The 6706-nt window shown below is 37.6% G+C and carries 5 protein-coding genes; 4 read left to right on the forward strand and 1 reads right to left on the reverse strand.

Annotation, left to right across the window (positions count from 1 at the left end; all coding sequences use genetic code 11):
- Nucleotides 1-58 precede the first annotated feature (58 nt).
- From A0J48_RS25535 to A0J48_RS25545, 3 genes are all read left to right on the forward strand, one after another.
- Entirely contained in the window at nt 59-1309 is a 1251-nt protein-coding gene (locus A0J48_RS25535; protein WP_200327376.1) for an FGGY-family carbohydrate kinase, read from the forward strand.
- Nucleotides 1306-3549, forward strand: a complete 2244-nt coding sequence (locus tag A0J48_RS25540) for an MASE1 domain-containing protein (protein WP_200327377.1) — start codon at nt 1306-1308, stop codon at nt 3547-3549. The genes A0J48_RS25535 and A0J48_RS25540 overlap by 4 nt, the downstream gene beginning before the upstream one ends.
- 70 nt (nt 3550-3619) lie before the next feature.
- Nucleotides 3620-3841 (forward strand): DUF167 domain-containing protein, encoded by a 222-nt coding sequence (locus A0J48_RS25545; protein ID WP_200327378.1) that lies wholly within the window; start codon nt 3620-3622, stop codon nt 3839-3841.
- 210 nt (nt 3842-4051) lie between these two features.
- On the opposite strand, the gene A0J48_RS25550 is transcribed toward A0J48_RS25545, so the two are convergent.
- On the reverse strand, nt 4052-5560 hold the full coding sequence (locus A0J48_RS25550; protein ID WP_200327379.1) for a sensor histidine kinase: 1509 nt from the start codon (nt 5558-5560) through the stop codon (nt 4052-4054).
- Nucleotides 5561-6250: 690 nt separating this feature from the next.
- Between A0J48_RS25550 and A0J48_RS25555 the strand changes: the two genes are divergently transcribed.
- A complete protein-coding gene (locus tag A0J48_RS25555; RefSeq protein ID WP_200327380.1) occupies nt 6251-6679 on the forward strand; it encodes a BON domain-containing protein in 429 nt (142 codons plus the stop codon).
- Nucleotides 6680-6706: the final 27 nt, after the last annotated feature.

Below are 6706 nucleotides of genomic sequence, written 5' to 3' on the forward strand. Positions count from 1 at the left end.
TGCTTCCCCTGCTCCCCCTGCTCCCCCACACACCACACACCACACACCGCATCCTATTATGACTTTCTACCTGGGTATTGATTTTGGTACATCTGGCGCACGGGCGGTAGTAATTGATGATGAAGCTAGGATTTTGTCAGAAATGCGTCATCCTTGGGCTAATGTTGCAGATTGGGTAATTTGCTGGAAACAGGCTTTATGGAGTCTCCTAGAGGGAATTTCAGAGGAATTGCGACGAGAAATTGGGGCGATCGCCATTAACGGTACTTCTTCCACAATCTTGCTCACTGATGCCACTGGTCAGCCTGTAGATGCTCCTCTATTGTACAACGATGCACGGGGATCGATGGTGTTAAAGGATTTGAGCAACATTGCACCACCCAATCACACTGTGTTGAGTGCTACTTCTAGCCTTGCCAAATTGCTGTGGATGCAACATTTACCTTCTTTTAAACAAGCTAGATATTTATTACATCAAGCCGATTGGTTAGGGTTTTTGCTGCATGGACAATTGGGTATTAGCGACTACCACAATGCCTTAAAGCTTGGTTATGACGTAGAAAAGTTGCAATATCCAGAATGGCTAGAAAAATTGTCAATTCCCATTAATTTACCCCAAGTTTTAACACCTGGTATGCCAGTGAGCGAATTAAGTCCAGAAATTGCGGATAAATTTGGTTTTAGAGGGAATTGCTTGGTGTGTGCAGGGACAACAGACAGCATTGCAGCTTTTTTGGCTAGTGGTGCAAAATCACCAGGGGAAGCAGTAACTTCTTTGGGTTCAACCCTGGTACTTAAACTTTTGAGTCGTAGCCGTGTAGAAGATTCACGATATGGAATTTACAGTCATCGCTTAGGTAAGTTATGGTTAACTGGTGGAGCTTCTAATACAGGAGGCGCGGTGTTAAAGAAATTTTTTACTGATGAGGAATTAGTCACCTTGAGTCGGGATATTGATGTATCACAAGCGAGTGAATTAGATTATTATCCCTTGTTGAAAGAAGGCGATCGCTTTCCTATTAATGACCCTCACCTACCTCCAAGACTAGAACCCCGTCCAAATAATCCCAAGGAATTTTTACACGGCCTATTAGAAAGTATGGCACGAATAGAAACACGAGGATATGAATTATTACAAAACCTAGGTTCAGATCAATTAAACTGTGTTTATACTGCTGGTGGTGGTGCGAAAAATTCTGCTTGGACGGCTATTCGATCCAGGTATTTAAAAGTGCCTGTAGTTTCCTCAATAAACACAGAAGCAGCCTATGGAACTGCACTTTTAGCAATGCAGGGATTAGGAAGATGAGCTATAACTTACGCTGTACTTTCATCCGTCTGGGATTGATGGCAGTTTTAGCATTCGTTTACTACCAAACTGCACAATTTTCTCGGATTTTAGCTTTTACTCCCCAAAATGTCACACCAGTTTGGCCGCCTGATGGTTTTGCTACTGCTGCTATTTTAATTTTTGGTTATTGGATTTGGCCAGGGGTATTTTTAGGTTCATTTTTAGCGAATATTGGGGCATTTATTGATAAAAATAACTTATTTACTCAAATTTGCTCACTTTTACAGGTGTTGGCTATTGCTAGTGGAACAACTTTAGGTACACTATTAGGCAGTTTCTTGCTTCGTAAATCCATTGGAGATATTTCGCCATTAAAAAGACTGAGTGATTTAATTAAATTCTTAATATTCACAGGTATGCTCGGACCAGTTGTGAATGCAACTGTAGGAGTCACAGCTTTAACTTTAGGTGGAAAAATACCTAACATTCAATATATCCCTGTTTGGTTAACGTGGTGGGTATCTAATGTAGCAGGAATTTTGATTTTTACACCGACATTGTTGAATTGGGAAGAATTTATTAAAAATAATTTTATAACCCGTTGGAAAAAACATCGAAAGTTGGTTATATTACCCTTAAATGTGGGTCAAATTATCGAAGCTTTATTATTAATATCAATGGTTATTTGGATAGGTAAAAATGCTTTTTGGGATAGCTTTTTTATCGAGTATATGCTGATTCCCTGTCTCGCTTGGTCTGCTTTCCGTTTTGGGAACTTAGGTTCTACTAACTTAATTGTCATAATATCCGCAATTGCTATTTTAGGTACTGTTAGAGGATTAGGAGCATTTGCTCGTTCCAGTTTAAATGAATCTTTAATGTTATTACAATGCTTTATTGGAATAATTGTCTTAAAAACATTGATTTTAAATGCTGTCTTGAGCGAAAAACAACAAGCACTCTTGATATTAAAAAAATCCCAGAGAAAATTATTAGAGCAATCCTCAGAACTCCAACAGACGGCAGCTATTTTAGAGCAACAGAAAGAACAGCTAACTTGGCAAAATTTAGAATTAGCATCAGCAAAACAAGCTGCGGTAGCTGCTAATCATGCTAAAAGTGAATTTCTCACTAATATGAGTCATGAACTTCGCACACCACTCAATGGCATTTTAGGTATTGCCCAAGTTTTTCAGGATTTGCCAAAATTAACAAATCAGGAAAAAGAAGACATTGCTATTATTGAAAAATCTGGGTTACATCTACTAACATTAATTAATGATATTCTCGATATTTCTAAAATAGAAGCAGGAAAAATGGAACTAGAATATCAAAAGTTTAATTTTCATGATTTCCTCCAAGGAATAGTAGAAATTTATCGCAATTCTTTAACAAAAAAAGATATTAATTTCATTTATAATTTTGCTTCTGATTTACCTAGAATCGTTAAATCTGATGAAAAACGTTTACGGCAAATCCTGCTCAATTTATTAGGAAATGCTATTAAATTTACAGTAACAGGAGAAGTGAAATTTTCAGTAAATGTTGTTAGCAAAGAAACGAAAAATGAATCATTTTCAGTGACCAAAGTTAAGTTTGAAATTGTTGATACAGGTATAGGCATTCCTGCTGAAAAATTGTCAAGAATATTTTTAGCCTTTGAACAAGTAGGAGAAACACAATTAAAAGCTCAAGGTACAGGATTAGGTTTAGCAATTAGTCAAAATATAGCCAGAATGATGGGTAGTAATATTACAGTCATTAGTGAAGTAGGGAAAGGAAGTATTTTTAGTTTTGAGCTAGATTTAGAAACAGTTTTAAACTATCCAGAAAAATTCTCTTCTACTCTTAATTCAGATACTAATGTATCAGAAAAAATACCTTTACATATTCTTGTAGCAGAAGATAATATAGTAAATCAGAAAGTTGCTGAAAAATTATTTCAAAGATTGGGATATAAAGTAGATATTGCAGTTAATGGCTATGAGGTTTTGAATTGTTTACAACAGGAATTTTATGATGTTATTTTTATGGATGTACAAATGCCAGAATTAGATGGAATAGAAGCAACTAAAGAAATTTATCACATCTGGGGTGAAAATCGTCCTTACATTATAGCGATGACTGCTAATGCTATGGAAGGAGATAGAGAAAATTGTTTAGCTGCGGGTATGGATGATTATATTTCTAAACCTGTAAAATTAGAAGCACTTTTTCAAGCTATTCAACTTATGCAAGAAAGACGATTTTATAATTAGTAATAAGTAATTATCAATTATCAATTATCAATTATCAATTAATACCCCTTCCCATATTACCTATGATGTTATGCAAAAAAAAGTGAAGGTTAAACCAAATTCTAAACAACAGAAAATTACAGAACAGGAAGATGGTAGTTTAATTATACATTTGAAATCTCCACCAGTTGATGGTAAAGCCAATGAAGAGTTAATTAAGCTATTAGCAGAAAAGTTTGATGTACCCAAATCTCATATCAAAATTAAGTCTGGTTTATCATCTCGACAAAAACTAGTAGAAATTGACAATTGACAATTGACAATTGATACTTGATAAGTAGGTGGGCGTTGAAATTTATCGTTGTGGCAAGGCAAAAGGTAACAGGCAAGAGGAAAGTGACTTTTAGCGAGTTTACATTTTGTAACATACCTCGTTTTTTTATGCCAACTTACTTAATTAGAAAATTCTAATTAAACATGATTCTTATTTACCAGCATTAATCCTAAAATCTAAAATCTAAACTTAGTTGATTTTCACCTTTTGTTTCGTATTAACTTCTAATGGTAAAAAAATTGTCAATACTTCTCCATACTGAGGATTTTGACGGACAATCAATTTACCACCAATTGCCTGAAATAGATGCTTGGTTGCAGCAATATTTAAACTAATCGTTCCTGTTTCCGGTTGGAACATTAATAATTGCCCTAGAGATTTACGAGTTGGTAATTGTGCAGTTGTGGTTGTATCTTGACAATCTAATTGTGGTAACAATTGTAATTTGAGTTGATCACCTGCGGGAATAACCTGAACTTGAATACAGCTACCAGGAGGTAAACTGCGGGTAAAATTTTCCATCAAACCCGTAAGTACCCGATCTAGCATAGCAGGATTGCTCACCACCGTTGGTAGTTGCTGGGGTAAAGCCACATCTAAAGTTAAATTTCGTCGTGTTGCTGCTTGTTGCCAACGGGGGATACTGTGCTGCAAAACTTGATCCAAAGACATGGGAGTTAATTGTTGTGTATTTGCAGATTTAGCAGCTGAACAAGTTTCTAATTCTGCTGCTTTAAACAATAACTCCATGCGGTCAATTTGCTCAGTACACTCATGGTCAATCACTTCTAAGCGATTGATTACGGTAATAGGCAAATCCTGTCGCTTCAGTAACAGACGAGTCAGAGTGCGGATTGTTGCTAGTGGGGTGCGGACTTCGTGAGCAAAAGCTTGTAGTAATTCCACATCAGAACGGGAAGAAGGTTTTGGTGATGGGGAGATGGGAATATGGGGAAGAGGAGAAATGGAAGGATGATGTGCGGCTTTCTCTGTTTCTGGTTCTGCTAATTCCTGAAGCAACAACTGGCTAAATTGAACTATGGTTTGATAATCTGCTACAACTGGGGCATATTTTTCCACTAAAACATCCAAATCAGCAAATAAATCTGGATTAGTTAAAACAACCCTCGCTCCTAATGCCTTCCAAACCTGTTGCACCACTTCTGGCTCGAAAGAGAATAAAAATTCTTTTTTACCGCTGGTGTTTTCTGACAAAACCAGAACTAATCTAAATTTTTCTGTGAATACCAAGCAAAACTGTTCTGATCCCAGAGGGTCGGCAGGTAATAGGGGTAAGATAGACTCTTCTGAATTAATTGCCGTGTGTGCGTGGCCATAGTCTGTCTTTCCCATCAAGTTGCCTAGAGAAGATATTTCCTCTTGACTACTACTTTGCACCATTGCTGGTGAAACATGAAATGGCATCAAAGCCAAGGGGTTAAAAGGTTTAGCTGTAAAAGTGACTGTTTGTAAACTTTGAGTTAGTTTTGGCTGACTAAACAGAGGCGCTGGTGCAGTTAAAACTAAACCTTGGGTGTTTTCGGGGGAAGTAGTCGCTAAAGTTTTGAGTAGCAAATGCTCTGTTGCTGCTAGACTGATACGCCATTGCTGTTCTGCTTTTGCAGATGAACACTCAGCCATACTTGATTGGCTATGGGCTAAAATTTCTCTCAGACTGGGCAAGATCCATTCGTACACAGGTTTTCACCCCTTGATTTAAGAGCGTCTAACAGCAGCTAAAGTAGACATTGCACTATATACTTACGAGGTTATAGTCATTCCTGCACTAATGGAAGTCGTAGAACCGAACAATTCAAGGGCAATTTCCGCAGGTGATAGGTGACAGGTGACAGGTGACAGGTGACAGTAAGAAGAGAATAGGAGTTCAGGAAGAAAGAAGAAAGAAGAAATTTTTCCCCTACACCCCACACCCTACACCCCACACCCCACACCCCACACCCCACACCCTACACCCTACACCCCACACTCCATCACCTACGCCCCAAAAAATCCAATATCTTAAAATTGTGTTTCAAGATGCGTCAAACTTATCCAAATCTGATAATATCGACTGACCTATGTAGGATTGCATAATCTACCATGAAGCAAGCTGCTAGGACTCTACATGAGAATCCATAGAAAGATTAACCAGTCATTTACCACACACCAAACCTAAGCAGTTTGCAGCCGTTAAGAAAATCGAATTGGTACTTTTGTTCAGAACTGGCTTGTAGATTTGAGCCACGAGAAGTTATCCAATTTCCAATTTTCAGCAACCTAGATATTTGCTTAAGCATGGCCATGGTAATTTAATTTGTTTTTTAAGATTCGCTCCTGGGCATCACACACTTCAATTCATCGCTTCAAGTATTCAATTGGGAGATAAACATGAAGAACCTAATTACCTTTGTTGTTAGTGGTATTTTAGTAGCTGGTGTTTTTGGTTGCCAAGAAGCTCCTAAAACTAGTTCACAAACTCCTGCTAAAACACCAGAAGCCACTTCAATACCTGCAAAACCTGCGTCTCAAACTACACAAGTCACAGAAAAAACTGCTCAACCTGTAAAATCAACCACAAAAACTACTATTGGGACTACTAAACCTACAAGTGATTTAAAGATAGAAGTTAGTAAAAAGTTAAAGGAAGGTTTACCCAGTAGTAAGTTACAAGTAGAGAATAAGCAAGGTGAGATTATTCTCAAAGGTGATGCTGTTTCTGAGGAAGAAATCAAAAAAGCAGAAGCTTTGGTTAAGGGAGTCAAAGGTGTGAAAAGCGTCAAGGTAGAAGCGAAGGTTACACCTGAGAAGAAGCAATAGGGAATAGGGGTGTAGGGGTGTAGGGTG

Source organism: Sphaerospermopsis aphanizomenoides BCCUSP55, from assembly GCF_001586785.1.
Classification (GTDB): domain Bacteria; phylum Cyanobacteriota; class Cyanobacteriia; order Cyanobacteriales; family Nostocaceae; genus Sphaerospermopsis_A; species Sphaerospermopsis_A aphanizomenoides_A.

What these genes read in the sequence shown, in the direction of transcription:
- A0J48_RS25540 (WP_200327377.1), top strand. Translation starts at nt 1,306, where the DNA reads ATGAGCTATAACTTACGCTGTACTTTCATCCGTCTGGGATTGATGGCA.
- A0J48_RS25535 (WP_200327376.1), top strand. Translation starts at nt 59, where the DNA reads ATGACTTTCTACCTGGGTATTGATTTTGGTACATCTGGCGCACGGGCG.
- A0J48_RS25545 (WP_200327378.1), top strand. Translation starts at nt 3,620, where the DNA reads ATGCAAAAAAAAGTGAAGGTTAAACCAAATTCTAAACAACAGAAAATT.
- A0J48_RS25555 (WP_200327380.1), top strand. Translation starts at nt 6,251, where the DNA reads ATGAAGAACCTAATTACCTTTGTTGTTAGTGGTATTTTAGTAGCTGGT.